Origin of the sequence: Terribacillus sp. DMT04 (assembly GCF_019056395.1) — a bacterium.
Lineage (GTDB): Bacteria > Bacillota > Bacilli > Bacillales > Amphibacillaceae > Terribacillus > Terribacillus aidingensis_A.
Genome location: NZ_CP077639.1, coordinates 1,066,001 through 1,081,114 on the forward strand (window position 1 = coordinate 1,066,001; position 15,114 = coordinate 1,081,114).

A 15,114-nucleotide genomic window follows, 5' to 3' on the forward strand; every position below is an offset into this window, starting at 1 on the left:
GTGTTAAGAACTGTGGGTGTAAGGCTCGTTTTCATTGTGATTCCAAGTCTCAAGCGGCTGGTTGTGCATATTTTCTTTGTTTACAGTATTCGTGAAGAGCGCTCGAATAAATCGATTGTATTCACTCCGCGGCGCAATTATTTTCTTGGTTGCGGCATACTGCTGATGTTTCTTTTCTTCTTCATGCCATGCATCAATTGCGTCTTGATAGGTATTACCAGCATTTGATTGAAAGTATTGCTGGATATGAGTTGAGAAATGAAAATGCGGTCCAATCTCCTGTTTTAAGAATATACGTACATCTTGGCTGCAGCGATGATTCTCGGTAATGATTGTGGAGCGGCTGAGCGGTTGATTGGCTCGTTTTTTATTTCGAGGTCTTTTTTTAGCAGGTTGCTGCTCGGCCATGTGATGTCGTAAAAAATGCTCTATTTTTGCACTAATCTCCATTTTAGAGCCGGAAACAGGCAAGTCATTTTCACGGCAGAAGTGTATAAGTTCTTCTTTCAGCCAGTAATAATCCAAAAAAGCATCTGCATTTGTAGCGCGTGTCAATTCTGGTCGCATCAGTTAGCCCCCGTCAACTGTTTTTATTCTCTCTTTTTGTTATATTATGTCATACATACAATTTATAGACTAGTCTTGACAAACAGTTTCCGAGGCGATAAGCAGGTTTAGTTAAGCAACAATCGGTAAATGGTATTAACAGAAGGAGAGGTGCACAAATATGAAAGTGACAGTAATTGGTTTTTGGGGTGCATACCCAGGATGGGAAAGTGCCAGCTCTTGTTATTTAGTCGAAAAGGATGGCTATGCGCTATTGCTTGATTGCGGCAGCGGTGCCTTATCACGTATGCCAGGGTTCATAGATCCGAAAAAATTGGACGCGGTAGTCTTAAGTCATTATCATCCCGACCATGTGGCGGATATAGGAGCGCTGCAGCATGTTTGGCAGGTGCAGAATAGCTTGAAAGGAACCGAAGATGTCCTGCCAATTTATGCGCATGAAGAAAATGAGGCAGGCTTTAAAAACTTAACTCATAAATTTACGAAAGGTATTGCCTACAAACCGGACGAAATTCTCAGCGTTGGTCCTTTTGTGATTAGCTTTATGAAAACAAAACATCCAGTACCTTGCTATGGTATGCGTATCTCAGATGGCGAATCGGATATAGTGTATACAGCTGATTCCAGTTATTTGGATGAATGGGCGGAATTCAGTAAAGGAGCGGATCTTCTTATTACCGATTGCAACTTCTACCAAGACCAGGATGGGGAAGCAGCCGGTCATATGAATAGTCTTCAAGTCGGAGGAATTGCTGAACAAGCTGGTGTAAAGACGTTGTTTCTAAGTCATCTGCCGCATTTCGGAGAGCATCGTCAGCTGTTAGAGCAAGCAAGCAGTGTCTTTGGCGGAAAAGTGAATCTCGCTTATGAAGGTTTGACGTGGGAAGGGTAACACCTTCCCTTTTTGTCTGAATTGCTATCAGGCTCCGGTTTCGGTAGAATATTACTAGGATGAACATTTATTGACACTGGGGGTTTTTATTTTGCGCTTTATTGATAATGAAGGGATTAACGATCCGAGGATTAATCTTGCTATCGAAGAATATGTTTTAAAAAATTTCGGAAAAGACGATACTTATTTGCTTTTCTACATAAATGAGCCATCTATTATTATTGGTCGGAATCAAAATACAATTGAAGAGATTAATACGAAATATGTAGACGATAATGGCATTCATGTGGTGCGCCGCTTATCCGGAGGCGGAGCCGTGTACCATGATCTTGGAAATTTAAACTTCAGCTTTATCACACAAGATGACGGCAATAGCTTCCAAGATTTTGCTAAGTTTACAAAACCAGTAACAGATGCCTTGAACAAGCTTGGTGTACCGGCAGAGTTAAAAGGACGAAATGACTTACTTGTAGGCGAAAGAAAAATCTCAGGAAACGCACAATTCTCTACAAGAGGTCTCATGTTCAGCCACGGTACATTGATGTATGATTCAGAAATTGAACATGTTGTTTCCGCGCTAAAGGTGAAGAAAGAGAAAATCGAATCGAAGGGAATCAAATCGATTCGCAGCCGTGTAGCGAATATCTCTGAATTCATGGATCACAAACTTCCGATGGACGAATTCAGAGATATGCTGCTTCGTTATATCTTCAACGTCGAAGATACAAAAGATGTACCGCGTTACAAACTGACAGAAGAAGATTGGAAGGCTATCCACAAACTGAGCGAAGAACGATACCAGCAATGGGAGTGGAACTACGGTAAATCACCTAGCTTCAATATCCAGCAAACGCACAAGTTCCCGGCAGGAAATGTCGACGTTCGTTTAGACGTGAAAAAAGGGATGATTGAGCAAATCCGTATTTTCGGTGACTACTTCGGCGTTGGAGAAGTTAGCGAACTTGAGGAAAAACTGCAAGGTGTACGCTATGAGCGAGCTGCCATTCAGCAAGCGCTGGCAGATGTGAATGTAAGCCATTATCTTGGCAAGATTGAAAAAGATGACCTCATCGATTTGATGTATTAATTAGCATAGAGACGACCTGCGGGCCGTCTCTTTTTTTCTAGGAGGAATATGATGAGACGGCTCGTAATTGCTTATAGTTTGTATGTGATCGCTATATGGATCTTCTTTCCATTCATTTATCCGGAGCTTCATACGGATGCAAGCCGTTACGCCAGTATCGGGCATGCGGTATATTTCTCACGTCTTCCTTTATTGCCAGTGTTATTGTATATCGTCTGGAAAAGCCAACGCTGGAAGGAGCTTGCGGCTAGTCTGGAAAGACAACTCTCCAGGCTGCCAGCCGCAGCTGTCTTTGTATTGGTTCTAGTTTTGCTGTACGGCGTCGTTCAGCTGCCGTTTCGGCTAGCGGGGTACTGGAATGCGCGACATGCAGCTATTAGTGTACAGCCCTTTGTTGACTGGCTGCGGGAGTATGCATTAAGTTTACTGCTGCTTTATTTGGCTGTGACAGCAGTAGTCTATCTTTCACAGCTGCTTATGAAAAAGTTTCCGCAAAAGTGGTGGATTCTTCTTTGGGTTATGCTCGTACCGTGCGCTTTCTTTGTCGTTTATGTACAGCCAATCTGGATTGATCCGCTTTATGAGGATTTTCATCGTTTACGAGAAGGACAGCTGCGTACACAAATTCAACAGCTGACTGCTGAAGCTGGTATTCCGGATGCCACACTCCTGGAGATAGGAAAGAGTTCAGATACGGTGACGTATAACGCGTACGTGACGGGAGTATTTGATAGTGCGCGTGTTGTCCTCTACGATACTACGATAGAAGGCTTGGAGCAGGAAGAGGTGCTGTTCATTGTGGCGCATGAAATCGGACATTATGTGCTGCATCATGTGTATTGGGGCACAGCAGGCTTTCTTGTGCTTGGACTCCTGCTTTTGTGGGTGACAAAAAGACTTTCTGCTAACTATTTGGCCAAGAGACGGCTGCAGGCGCATCAGCTGCAAGCTGTGCCTCTTTTCCTGCTCATGCTGACTGCCTTTCAGCTTGTCAGTCAGCCTGTATCGTTATACGTTTCGCGGGAAATGGAACAGCAAGCGGATGCCTATGCACTTGAGCATGCACCTGATACGGAAGCTGGAATTCGTATGTTTCAAAAAATGCAAAGCGTATCCAAAGGTGATCCAGATCCTTGGCCGATTATAACGTGGATGCGTTCAACCCATCCGCCCATGCAGGACCGAATTGAAACAATAAAAGAATATATCGAAAACAAGCAGAAGCAGTGATAAACATCTTGCTTCTGCTTTAAATTGTAAGGTTTCTATTAAGAAAGCAAAATTCTGCTGTTTTTCGACGTTTTATTTGCTATTGTAAAAGTAATCCTTCTTTTCCTGCATCAGAAAGGAATGACATAATGATAAATCAAAGTCCTGCAGTGGCAGAACTTACACCGCTTACGATGGCGGTATTGCCGAAAATCCTAGAAAACGGTCATCCTGGCTGCGAAGTACTGGAAACAGAAAACAGCTATTCGTATCGCACCCCTCCAAGTAAATTCATCGACTTAGCTTGTAAGTTTTATGGAAGCAGTTTGAAAGGAAGACAGGCGGGTGTTAAAGAAATTTGCGGAATCACGCATAAAGCGCCAATATCAATTGACCCTGTCAGTGGTATGTATTTTTTCCCTACTTCTTCGCCGCTTTCCCATACGTGCTCCTGGATATCTCATTCCCACATTAAACTCATGGAAGCTGCACCTCATCAGCGTACACGCATCATCTTCAAAAATGGGCATACCCTCACACTTGATGTATCTTATGGCTCTATGATGAACCAAGTACAACGCACAGCCCAATACAGATTCTTACTGGACAAGCGCATCAGGCATTTGTGGAAGTATGGCGGGGACCAGATTGCGGAACCCTTTGCGTAAGCTCTAGCAGAATCGCCTCGACTTTCTTTCGTATGGCGGGGTTAAAGTAGTTTCGCTTCTCTTCGCATTCTTTTGTAATAAACAGGAAGGTAGTAAAAGCATCATTTTTTTCAGCTGTCACGATTTGCATATTACATGCTCGGAGTTTGGAACGCAGCTGTCGGCGCTCCTCTAAAGCTGCTTTCTCCAAAGACTGTAATGTATGCAGCAGATAGGCCTTAATTTTGTGCTTTCCTTCCTCTACAATCTGGATGTCCTGCTGCAGAACAACAATGGCCATAGATAAAAACAGAAACCGTGATCCCAGCCTGTATTCCGACTCACTAAGACAACGCATTGCCTTCCCTCCCTATTACGAACATATGTTCCATTATACCCGATTGCTTGTAAAGTGAAAACAGGATTATATCGGTAATTTATAATTGATTATCCAAATGCAGGAAAAGAAGGGATGATCCAGCAGACTTTGCATGCTTGGACTTTTCGTATAGAATGGAAAAAAAGATGTTTTTTGCAGGGAATAGGAGAATGGTTAGATGCTCTTAGGCTTTAGTTGGAACGATGTTATGGAAATGTTCCGCAATGGAACATGGGACGATTACGTAAGGTCCCTGTTAGATAAATATGAAAATTTGGGTCCTATACCCGGCATTGCACTTCCCTACTTGGAGAGTTTTCTGCCATTTCTGCCGCTCGTTGTATTCGTCTTAACTAATACAGTGGCATACGGTCTGCTATGGGGCTTTCTATATTCCTGGATTGGTACATCACTTGGCGCAATCTCGGTGTTTTGGCTGATTCGGCGATACCGTCATACACGTATGATCAATTGGCTGCGGAATAATAAGCAAGTAAAGAAAATAACCGAGTGGCTAGACCGTCATGGCTTTGGTCCGCTCTTTATACTGTTATGCTTCCCATTCTCGCCTTCCGCTATCATTAATGTAGTAGCTGGATTATCGAGAGTCAGTCTGCAGCAATTTGTACTGGCGGTTATTCTCGGTAAAGCATTGATGATTTTCTCAATTGCTTATGTAGGGGACAGCCTGAGTTCGTTTGCTGAAAATCCAATAAAAGCTGTTGTTGTAGCGGGAGCGATTATCCTCTTCTGGATAATCGGAAAGTATGTGGAAACGAGATTGAAGAAGAAAAGCAAAAAACTAGAGCAGTCTCATAAGGATTAAAGCATCCTAGCTCGGGGTAAAGTGTTGCAAAACACTTACACCGGAGGAAAACACATGAAAAAGACAAAGCGCTGGAAGTGGTTCCTCTCTTTAGGCGGTATATTGCTTGTGTTCTTCTTTGCTAGAGAATTAATATTTGCGGATTACCGTGTGGACGGACAGTCAATGGAGCCTACCTTGCAGGATGGAAACTTCCTAATGGTAAATAAATTCATGGATGATGCATCCAGTATTCAACGTTTTGATGTCATCGTATTTCATGCAACAAAAGAAGAAGACTATGTAAAGCGAGTCATCGGAATGCCGGGAGATACAGTCGAAGTTCATAATGATCAATTGTTTGTCAATGGTGTATACAGACCCGAACATTACTTGGAAAATTATCGAGATAAAGTTGATGGTCCGCTAACCAGAGATTTTACACTGGAAGAAGTTACGGAGCAAGAAACAGTTCCAGAAGGTATGCTGTTTGTTATGGGTGATAACCGCAGAGATAGCCTGGACAGCCGCTCATTCGGCTTTATACCAATTGAAAAAGTCGTCGGAAAAGTTGACGCCCAGTTTTGGCCAATGTCAGCATCAGGACTTAGTAATTAGAGATTGTAACGCCAGAATCTTAACAAACGAAAAGCCGAGCAATTCTGAGGTATGGTTCCCAGAATTGCTTCGGCTTTTTTAGCTGGACTGCCGGAGGGGAGTTATACCTAAGATGTAATTCTCTACTTAATCGCCATTAAGTTAATTGAGCGTTTTATGCCACTGCTTCCAGTAAATGCAAGCGAACAAACGTGCTTATCTTTTTTCCTTTGCTGCACGTATCGTGGTAAAATAAGAATATTAGATTGGAAGACAGGAGTGAAGCCTAGCATGGGTGTACGTTTTATAATTGGCCGGTCCGGAGCCGGCAAGACACGTGCTTGTCTGGATGAAATCGCAGACAAGCTGCAAACAGACCCAATGGGGCCGAATATATTCTATTTAGTGCCAGATCAAATGACTTTTCAGCAAGAGCAAGCGCTGATCAGACAAACTGGCGTAGAAGGAAGCATTCGGGCACAAGTTTATAGCTTATCCCGGCTGGCCTGGTATGTACTGCAGGAAACGGGCGGGGCAACGAAACAGTTTATTACCTCGACTGGTGTCCAAATGATGCTGCGTAAAATTACAGAGGAAAGAAAATCAGATTGGAATGTGTTTCAGAAGGCGATTGAGAAGAACGGCTTTATGGAACAGCTGGAGAACATGATTACGGAATTGAAGCGTTATCGCATAACACCTGAGCTGCTTCATGATCAGATTCGCGAGATGGAGCAGTTCCAGCAGCCCCATTCTAATGAAGGTTCACTTCGGGACAAGCTGGAAGATATCAGTTATATCTACGATAGACTTACTGCCCTTTTGCGGGATAAATATATTGACAGTGAAGATCAGCTGCATTTGCTGGCATCTAAAATACCGCTGTCCCGTTCCGTGAAGGATTCAGAAATATACTTGGATGGCTTCCATCAGTTCACCCCCCAAGAGCTAGAAGTGATTGGCAGCTTGATGACCGAGGCGAAACAGGTAACGGTGACACTGACATTAGACGGTGCGGATCGTGAGGATGTGGATGAACTGGATTTGTTCGCGCGCACACATGAGACATTTGTGCAGGTAAAGCAAACAGCACAAGAGCGAAATGTGCCAATTACCGCAATAGAGAAACTGGATCCAGCGGAAGGCCGTTTTGGTCATAATCCTGCTTTTCTCCATTTGGAAAAACATTTTGAGACACGTCCGGCTCCTGCTGTAAAAGAAGAAGTGCCGGTAACACTGGCACAAGCGGTCCACCCGCGAGCAGAGGTTGAAGGTGCAGCACAGGAGATTGTGACGCTTGTACGTGAAAAAGGCTATCGCTATCAAGACATCGCCTTACTGCTTAGACAAGCTGATGTATATCACGAATTAATTGAAACTGTATTTGCTGATTATCATATACCAGTATTTATTGACCAGAAGAAACCAATGATTCATCATCCGCTGCTTGAGCTTATTCGTTCTGGAATGGAAGTTGTGGATGGGAACTGGCGTTATGAAGCTGTGTTTCGTGTATTGAAGACAGGTCTCATTCCTAAATCTGATGACGAATACCCGCTAACAGAAGAAGCAATCGATGAACTAGAAAATTATTGTTTGGAATATGGAATTCGTTCTCGAGATCGGTGGCTGCAAAAGGAAGACTGGATCTTCCAGCGTTTCCGCGGATTCGAATCGGGCCGGCAGACAGACAAGGAATTGGAGACGCAAAAGCGGATAAACCATTATCGCCGCCAAGTAGCCGAAGCAATGAAGAAATTTGATCGCAAGCTGCGTGAAGGAAAGACATTCCGTGAGCGTGCAGTTGCGGTTTATAACTGGCTGGAGCAGCTGCACGTTCCGCAGCGGCTGGAAGCAATGCAAATGGCCTTTGATGAACGCGGCGAATTGGAGCGAGCAAGAGAACAAGACCAAGTATGGGATGCCGTGCTTCAGCTCTTAGATGAAGCAGTAGAGATTGTTGGGGAAGAGCGCGTTTCGCTGCAGGTCTTCCGTCATACGATGGAAACAGGCTTTGAGTCACTTGAATTTGCCCATATTCCGCCAAGTTTGGATCAAGTCATCGTTGGAACAATTGATCACAGTAAAGTGAGCGGTCTGAAATGTGCTTTTTTGTTAGGAGTCAACGAAGGCGTTTGGCCAATGAAGCCGAAGCCAGATGGCTTGATCAGCGAAGAAGACCGAGAACTGCTGGCTGTGTACGGTGTTCAGCTTGCGGCCGGAAGCAAGCGACAGCTGCTGGATGAAAGTTTTTATATGTACGTTGCTTTTACGGCAGCGAGTGAACGGTTGTGGGTGAGTTATCCAATTAGTGATCAAGAAGGAAAAGCCAAGATGGCATCCACGCTTGTACAGCGAGTAAAGGATCTCTTTGATTGGTGCTGCGATGAGCGGTTGCTTCAGGACCCAGAGGATAGTCTCGACACAGCTCGTTTTGTGGCGACAATTGATCAGAGCCGGTCGGCACTGACAACACAGCTTGCTCGGAAAATGCGCAGCTATCCGATTCATCCGATTTGGGACAGTGTTCTAAACTGGTTCATCCTGCATGAGAGCGAAGAAGAGCTGACAGGCAGAATTTTGCAAAGTCTTTTCTATCAAAACGAAGTAGAAGATTTGGCTGAAGAAACAAAAGAACAGCTATTCCCCAAAAAGGTGAAAGCAAGTGTGTCACGGATGGAAACGTATTATCGCTGTTCGTACCAGCATTTTGCTAAGTACAGTCTTGGCTTGGAAAACAGACGAACATACAAGTTAGACGCACCTGATATTGGACAGTTATTCCATGAAGCTTTAAAACAAATTACGGACTGGGTGCAGCTTGAGGGGCGGAATTATGCACAGCTGAATAAGGAGGATGCTTCCGGATATGCGAAACGAGCGATGGGGAATTTGGCGCCAGTGCTCCAAAATCAAATCCTTCACAGCTCGAATCGATTCAAATATATTCAGCAGAAACTCCAGGAAATTATTTCGCGGGCAGCCTATACACTAAGTGAGCAAGCAAGACAAAGTAAATTCTCCCCGGTCGGACTGGAGCTTGATTTTGGTGAGAACCAGACACTTCCGCCGATTGAACTGACTTTGCCGAATGGGTATGACATCCAGCTTCGCGGGCGGATTGACCGAGTAGATAAAGCGATTGATCAAGAAGAGCTGTTTCTCCGAATCATTGATTACAAGTCCAGCAGCAAAGCATTGAATCTGACAGAAGTATACTATGGACTTGCACTGCAAATGCTTGCTTATTTGGATGTCGTTTTGTCGCATTCCGAACAGTGGCTTGGACTGCGGGCAACTCCTGCGGGTGTGCTGTATTTCCATGTGCATAATCCGCTAATCTCCCAATCAAGCAGATCACAAGTAGATATTGAGGAAGAAATCTTTAAAAAGTTCAAGATGCAAGGGATGCTGCTGGAAAACGAATCGGTTGCGCGTATGATGGATACGTCACTTGAATCTGGCATGAGTAAAATCATTCCGGCAGGGCTGAAAAAGGATGGGGCTTTTCGTTCTGGTTCCCAGACAGCCGATCAAGATACATTCCGTGCATTGCAGCAGCATACAAGATTTTTGATGGAACAAGCGGGTCTTGATATAACAAATGGCGGTGTGCATTTGAATCCGTATCGCCATCATGATAGGAGCGCATGTACATTTTGTGACTTTAAGGCAGTATGCCAATTTGATGCATCACTCGCCAGCAATCAATACCGTGCCATAAAAGATATGAAGGATGACGAAGTATTAAATAGCATCAAGAAGGAGGTGGAACAAGATGGTTCAGTGGACAAATGAACAGCAGCTGGCGATTGACGCGAAAGGACATGATATTTTAGTAGCAGCGGCAGCAGGTTCAGGGAAAACAGCTGTACTGGTAGAACGAATCATTCAAAAGCTAGTGAATCAAGACGATCCAGTCGATATCGATCAGCTGCTCGTCGTTACGTTTACAAATGCAGCTGCACAGGAGATGCGCAGTCGAATCGGAACTGCGCTTGAAAAAGCCCTGGAAGCAGATCCATCTTCCCAGCATCTTCGTAAACAGCTTTCTTTGCTGCAGCACGCATCTATTTCCACGCTCCATTCGTTTTGTCTGGACGTAGTGCGAAAGTATGCGTATATGCTAGATTTGGATCCGAGCTTCCGTATTGCAGATGACTTGGAAGCAGACTTGATCCGCCAAGAAGTAATGGGTGATTTGCTGGAAGAATGGTATGGCAAAGAAGGCGAGGAGCAAGCTGCTTTCTTCGGTGTTGTTGATCGTTTTAGTAATGATCGAAATGATTTGGAAGTAGAGGACCTCATTCTCAAGCTGTATGATTTTGCGACGCAGAATCCGTATCCAGACACATGGCTGGATCAAATGGCACAATTATATGATGTCGCAGCAATAGAGGAAGAAGAAGAGCTTCCATGGCTGCAAGTATTAAAGCGGGAAGCAAATGATCAGCTGCATGCTATGCTGCAGGAAGCAGAGCAGGCATTAGCACTGACGCGAGAACCAGATGGACCATATCATTATGCCGAAACCTTTGAAGCCGAGAAGCAATTCATTGCCAAAGCGACAGAACTTGTAAGCGGCAGCTGGAATGACGCCGTTCGTTTTATTAAAGAGCAGTCATTCGGCCGGTTGCCGGCTAAAAAAGTAGAATGTGATGATACAAAAAAAGCACAGGCGAAGGCATTGCGCGATTCTTATAAAAAAAGATGGGGCAAGCTTGCCGGGGACTGGTTTGCACGAAACCTGGAAGTTTACTTGGCTGATATGCAAGAGCTTTATCCATCCATTCAGCAGCTGGCTCTGCTTGTTAAACAGTTCCGCATCCGCTATCAATCGGAAAAACGCGAGCGGGCTTTAGTCGATTTCTCAGACTTGGAACATTTTTGCTTGGAAGTGCTGATAGACGAAAATAGTAATCCACAACATATTGTTCCCTCTGCTATTGCCGAAAGCTATCAAAGCCGTTTCAAGGAACTGCTTTTAGATGAATACCAAGATACAAACTTGGTGCAGGAGACGCTGGTCACCTTGCTTTCCGACCGTTCGGGAAGCGGGAATATATTTATGGTTGGGGATGTCAAACAGAGTATCTATCGATTTCGGCATGCGGAGCCATCGTTATTCTTAACGAAATACAAAGCCTTTTCCGACGCAGATCATCCTGGTATGCGCATTGATCTCGCCAGCAATTTCCGAAGCCGCCAGCAAGTACTGGATGGAGCAAATTATATTTTTCGTCAGCTGTTTTCAGAGGATGTCGGGGAGATGCAGTACGAGAAGGAAGCTGAGCTGATTTATGCCAATACGATGTACGATGAGCTCAAACAAGCAGACACTGACGTTGAGCTTCTTGTTATTAACCGAGATGGATCGGAGGAAACAGACGAGGCGGATACTGATACAGAAATGGTAGAGGATTTGGAGAAGGCGCAGCTGGAAGGGCGTGCTTACGCTCGGATGATTCAGCAATGGATTGGACATGAAGGCGAAGGGGCGATGCAAGTCGTCGATAAAAGCACGCAGCAACAGCGTGATCTTCAGTATCGCGATATTGTCATTCTGCTGCGCTCTATGACGTGGGCGCCAGCTATTGTTGATGAATTGAAGCAGCAAGGTATTCCGGTATACGCGGAGCTTTCGACTGGTTACTTGGAAGCAATTGAAATCAAAGTAATGATGAGCGTGCTGAAAATAATCGATAATCCACTGCAAGATATCCCATTCGCAGCTGTTCTGCGCTCGCCAATCATTGGGCTGAAGGAAGACGATCTTGCCAAGATTCGCTTAGCTGATCAGCGAAGCAGTTATTTTGAAGCAGCAAGATCTTATGCGAAAACAGCAAAGGATGCTATTTCTGTAAAAATTGAACGATTGCTGGAATGGCTGCACAGCTGGAGGATGGAAGCTAGGCAAGGTGCATTATCTGCCCTCATTTGGTCGATTATGCGAGAAACAGGTTATTATGACTTTGTCGGAGGTATTCCAGGCGGCCGCCAGCGTCAAGCGAATTTACGTGCGCTGTATGACCGGGCGCGCAATTATGAGAACACATCCTTCCGGGGGCTGTTCCGCTTTGTAAAGTTTATTGAACGAATGGAAGAACGCGGAGATGATTTGGGAGCTGCCAAAGCTTTAGGTGAGCAGGAAGATGTCGTCCGCATTATGACTATTCATAAAAGTAAAGGACTTGAATTCCCAGTCGTTATTACCGGCGCTATGGATAAGATGTTCAATCAGCAAGATCTTCGGGAGCGCTATTTGCTGCATAAAGACTTGGGTTTTGGCAGTAAATATATCGACCCTTCGAAACGGCTTATGTATCCTACGTTGATTTACCATGCGTTAAAAGCGGAGAAGCAGCGTGAATCATTAGCCGAAGAAATGCGGGTACTATATGTAGCGTTGACACGAGCGAAGGAAAAGCTTGTCATGGTCGGTAACGTGGCTTCTTTAGACAAAAAGCTGCAAAAATGGCGGCAGGTAGCCGAACACCCTGACTGGGTGCTGCCATCTTATTACCGTTTAGAAGCGACATCTTATCTGGATTGGGTAGCACCTGCATTGATGCGGCATGAGCAGGCAGAAGAACTTCGTGCCGATGAGCTCGCTGCAAATCTGCCGCAAGAAATCACACAGGACCAATCCAAGTGGCGAATCAGCTTGCAAGCTAGCAAAGATTACGTGCTGGCAGAGGAGCAAGCAGAAGAAGCAAACCAGGAGCTGCTCCAGCGTATTAGCAACTGGCAGCCTGGTGAAGAAACTGCAGACTGGAAAGCGGAAGTAGAGGACCGGCTGACGTATCATTATCCGTACGCGGAAGCTACGAGATTTCGTGCCAAACAGACAGTAACAGAAATTAAACGGCAGCGGGAAATTCGGGATAGCTATAGCGATAGTCGAGTCGTAAATCGGATTCAGCAAAGAGCTCCAATTGCCAGCAGACCGCGTTTTCTGCAGGAATCGAAGGAACTTACGCCAGCAGAACGAGGCAGCGCTGTTCATGCGGTATTGCAGCAGCTGGATCTCCATAAAGAGTGGAGTAAACAAAAACTAGATGAATTCCTTCTAGAATTAGTAGAAAAAGAGTTTCTGCAGCAAGAAGCATTAGCGGCAATTGATGGAGAGAAGATACTTGATTTCCTAGCTTCCCCTCTTGCGGAGCGTATCCGTCAGGCCGAACAATCTTATCGGGAAACGCCATTTACATTAGCGCTGCCTGCGAATGAACTGTATAACGATTGGTCGGGAGCTGCTTCTGATAAGGTAGTCGTCCAAGGAGTCGTAGACCAAATTATTGTAGAAAATGATGGTTTAGTACTGATCGACTACAAAACAGACACGTTATTTGGAGACGATCCAGAAAGACGAGCAGATGTTCTGATGGAGAAATACCGTGTACAGATTGAACTATATGCCACTGCCATTGAGCGGATATGGAAAAGGCCCGTCAAAGAAAAGTATCTTTACTTTTTCGACAAAGGGATTTTACGGCAATTATAATAAAAGGAGACAGCTCATGTGATGGCTGTCTCCTTTTTAAGTGGTCTTTAGGTAGCGTTCTATTGCATAATATTCCATCGTATGTCCCGTGGCATCAGCCAATTCTTTCATGTTTTGGAGCAGGCGGTCGCGATCGGCATGAAAGAAAGCAGATCTAGGAACGTTGAATACGGTGTCTTTGGCAAATTCCCAAATTACTGTATAATTTTTTTCTGAAATGGAATCAGTCAATCGAATGAATATCTGCATCATCTCAATTATTAATAAATAATCTTCTCCTGCATAATGACGGATTCTCCCAAATCCTTCGTACAAATAGGTGGAGAAAGTGACGGAATCATAGACAACACGTGTCTGCTCTTCATCATCCTGAAGATAAGGATGCAGGGTAGTGGATGCATCCATATTAATCATCAATACTGCCATTTGATGGAAGGTATTAATGGCAGAAGTTGGATCATCATTTCCAATTGATTTAATGGCAACTTCACTCAATTTATTCATACTCATTTCAACGTCTTGGATTTCGGATCTTTTATGTCCAACTTGAATGAGCTTGCTGTATCTTTCCACCTTCAGATCTTGAGCACCGGGACCTCGATAACTGAATAAGCAGTTACCATTTAATACGAAATCACCTGATTTGGCCTCCATTTTAACAACAATGTTATCTTCTTTTGCCTGTTTAATCATGTCATTAAAATTAATCAGCTGAACATATCCTGCATTGGAAGCTTTATAGGTATACGCAGGGTAATCTTCAAAGGTATAGCCTGGTTCATCGGCGCGGTAAGGCTCTAGTTCGTCGATTATTGTAGACTTTATAATCTTTTCTGACTCATCTTTCATGGCATCTACAATATTATGAAGCTGCATCCAATTTGTCGTGTGGTTCACAAAGATAGTAAAGCCAATGACGGCAGCTAGTGTAACGAGTGTGCAGGAAATTGGCACAGCTGTGAAATAATCTCTGGAACTGTTTGTGACAAAGAGGAATGAAATAAGCATAAATACGAAACTTCCATAGAAAAGGCCTAATATATGCTGTGTTGTACGATCGGATATAAAGTTAAACAGCATTCTTGGTGAATATTCTGAGCTGAAGCTTGTCAGAACAACGAGAATGGAGTTCAGTGTATAAGCAGCAAGCAGCAAAGTACCGCTTACTAACACACTAACGAGTGTCCCTGTGTTTGCAGCGGTAGCATTAAAAAATCCCGTTGTGTAGTAAGGTAAGTCTAAAAGAAGATCTAATAATAATGGGATGGAGACGAGAAGCAGCGTTCCTAATATATATATCGTTGGCATTACCCATAAATTTTGCTGCAATTCATGCTTCCGCTGTCTGTGCGACATATGTATAAATTTTCGTACTGATTTTGGTAAAAGTTTGGTAAGCATAGAAGACGCCTCTCTCATTGAAGTTA

11 protein-coding genes are annotated in these 15,114 nt (G+C 44.2%); 8 read left to right on the forward strand and 3 right to left on the reverse strand.

The annotated features are described in order from the left end of the window. Positions 1–3: 3 nt before the first annotated feature. Positions 4–567 carry a DUF6434 domain-containing protein gene (locus KS242_RS05735; protein WP_217323397.1) on the reverse strand — a complete coding sequence of 188 codons (564 nt, stop codon included), beginning with the start codon at positions 565–567 and terminating at the stop codon, positions 4–6. A 160-nt stretch (positions 568–727) separates the two neighbouring features. On the opposite strand from KS242_RS05735, the gene KS242_RS05740 reads away from it, so the two are divergent. From KS242_RS05740 to KS242_RS05755, 4 genes are all read left to right on the forward strand, one after another. Beyond that, a complete protein-coding gene (locus KS242_RS05740; protein WP_217323398.1) occupies positions 728–1,459 on the forward strand; it encodes an MBL fold metallo-hydrolase in 732 nt (243 codons plus the stop codon). A gap of 91 nt (positions 1,460–1,550) precedes the next feature. Next, a complete protein-coding gene (locus KS242_RS05745) occupies positions 1,551–2,546 on the forward strand; it encodes a lipoate--protein ligase (protein ID WP_217323399.1) in 996 nt (331 codons plus the stop codon). Between the two features lie 51 nt (positions 2,547–2,597). Next, positions 2,598–3,776: a M48 family metalloprotease gene (locus tag KS242_RS05750; RefSeq protein WP_217323400.1), complete on the forward strand. Its 1,179-nt coding sequence runs from the start codon at positions 2,598–2,600 to the stop codon at positions 3,774–3,776. A 128-nt stretch (positions 3,777–3,904) separates the two neighbouring features. Beyond that, positions 3,905–4,423, forward strand: coding sequence for a competence protein ComK (locus KS242_RS05755; RefSeq protein WP_217323401.1), 519 nt, complete (start codon positions 3,905–3,907; stop codon positions 4,421–4,423). Here KS242_RS05755 and KS242_RS05760 read toward each other — a convergent pair. Beyond that, a complete protein-coding gene (locus KS242_RS05760; protein WP_217323402.1) occupies positions 4,371–4,760 on the reverse strand; it encodes a YhjD family protein in 390 nt (129 codons plus the stop codon). The two genes, KS242_RS05755 and KS242_RS05760, sit on opposite strands and share 53 nt — an antisense overlap. Before the next feature lie 199 nt (positions 4,761–4,959). Here KS242_RS05760 and KS242_RS05765 point away from each other — a divergent pair, with 199 nt between their 5' ends. The 4 genes from KS242_RS05765 (at position 4,960) to addA (ending at position 13,687) form a co-directional block, all read left to right on the forward strand. Further along, complete coding sequence (locus KS242_RS05765; protein ID WP_217323403.1) at positions 4,960–5,607, forward strand: TVP38/TMEM64 family protein; 648 nt, start codon at positions 4,960–4,962, stop codon at positions 5,605–5,607. 54 nt (positions 5,608–5,661) lie between these two features. Continuing rightward, positions 5,662–6,204 carry a signal peptidase I gene (gene lepB, locus KS242_RS05770; protein WP_217323404.1) on the forward strand — a complete coding sequence of 181 codons (543 nt, stop codon included), beginning with the start codon at positions 5,662–5,664 and terminating at the stop codon, positions 6,202–6,204. 270 nt (positions 6,205–6,474) lie between these two features. Further along, entirely contained in the window at positions 6,475–9,981 is a 3,507-nt protein-coding gene (gene addB / locus KS242_RS05775; protein ID WP_217323405.1) for a helicase-exonuclease AddAB subunit AddB, read from the forward strand. Next, a complete protein-coding gene (gene addA, locus KS242_RS05780; protein ID WP_217323406.1) occupies positions 9,962–13,687 on the forward strand; it encodes a helicase-exonuclease AddAB subunit AddA in 3,726 nt (1,241 codons plus the stop codon). The genes addB and addA overlap by 20 nt, the downstream gene beginning before the upstream one ends. 36 nt (positions 13,688–13,723) lie before the next feature. On the opposite strand, the gene KS242_RS05785 is transcribed toward addA, so the two are convergent. Then, entirely contained in the window at positions 13,724–15,088 is a 1,365-nt protein-coding gene (locus tag KS242_RS05785; RefSeq protein ID WP_217323407.1) for a DUF2254 domain-containing protein, read from the reverse strand. Positions 15,089–15,114 lie beyond the last annotated feature (26 nt).

Coding starts and splice junctions, on each gene's coding strand:
- KS242_RS05735 (WP_217323397.1), bottom strand. CDS start 567: ATGCGACCAGAATTGACACGCGCTACAAATGCAGATGCTTTTTTGGAT.
- KS242_RS05740 (WP_217323398.1), top strand. CDS start 728: ATGAAAGTGACAGTAATTGGTTTTTGGGGTGCATACCCAGGATGGGAA.
- KS242_RS05750 (WP_217323400.1), top strand. CDS start 2,598: ATGAGACGGCTCGTAATTGCTTATAGTTTGTATGTGATCGCTATATGG.
- KS242_RS05755 (WP_217323401.1), top strand. CDS start 3,905: ATGATAAATCAAAGTCCTGCAGTGGCAGAACTTACACCGCTTACGATG.
- KS242_RS05760 (WP_217323402.1), bottom strand. CDS start 4,760: ATGCGTTGTCTTAGTGAGTCGGAATACAGGCTGGGATCACGGTTTCTG.
- KS242_RS05765 (WP_217323403.1), top strand. CDS start 4,960: ATGCTCTTAGGCTTTAGTTGGAACGATGTTATGGAAATGTTCCGCAAT.
- lepB (WP_217323404.1), top strand. CDS start 5,662: ATGAAAAAGACAAAGCGCTGGAAGTGGTTCCTCTCTTTAGGCGGTATA.
- addB (WP_217323405.1), top strand. CDS start 6,475: ATGGGTGTACGTTTTATAATTGGCCGGTCCGGAGCCGGCAAGACACGT.
- addA (WP_217323406.1), top strand. CDS start 9,962: ATGGTTCAGTGGACAAATGAACAGCAGCTGGCGATTGACGCGAAAGGA.
- KS242_RS05785 (WP_217323407.1), bottom strand. CDS start 15,088: ATGCTTACCAAACTTTTACCAAAATCAGTACGAAAATTTATACATATG.